Source organism: Pantoea sp. Fr-CA_6, from assembly GCF_024520895.1.
GTDB lineage: Bacteria > Pseudomonadota > Gammaproteobacteria > Enterobacterales > Enterobacteriaceae > Pantoea > Pantoea agglomerans.
Window position 1 is genome coordinate 1 of the sequence record NZ_JALNPO010000057.1, and the last position, 247, is coordinate 247.

At 59.1% G+C, this 247-nt stretch carries 1 protein-coding gene; it reads right to left on the minus strand.

Annotation, left to right across the window (positions count from 1 at the left end; translation table 11 throughout):
• On the minus strand, positions 1-236 hold a 236-nt coding region (locus NR201_RS22590; RefSeq protein ID WP_372340269.1), incomplete at its 3' end, for a biotin/lipoyl-binding protein.
• Positions 237-247: the final 11 nt, after the last annotated feature.

Below are 247 nucleotides of genomic sequence, written 5' to 3' on the forward strand. Positions count from 1 at the left end.
CCCTTGTATTGATTGACCAGCGACTCGGCAGTGTCGAGGGTCTGCTTGGCGATGCTGTCCTCGGCAAACAAGCCTCGGTAACGCTGCACGTCGAGCTGAGCGTTCTTGAGCAGCGCCTGGTTGGTGGCCAGCGTACCTTCGGCCTGCTGCAACGCCACCTGATAGCTGCGCGGATCGATTTCAGCCAGCAGATCACCCGCCTTGACCATCTGCCCTTCCTGGAAATAAATCTTCACCAGCTCCCCTG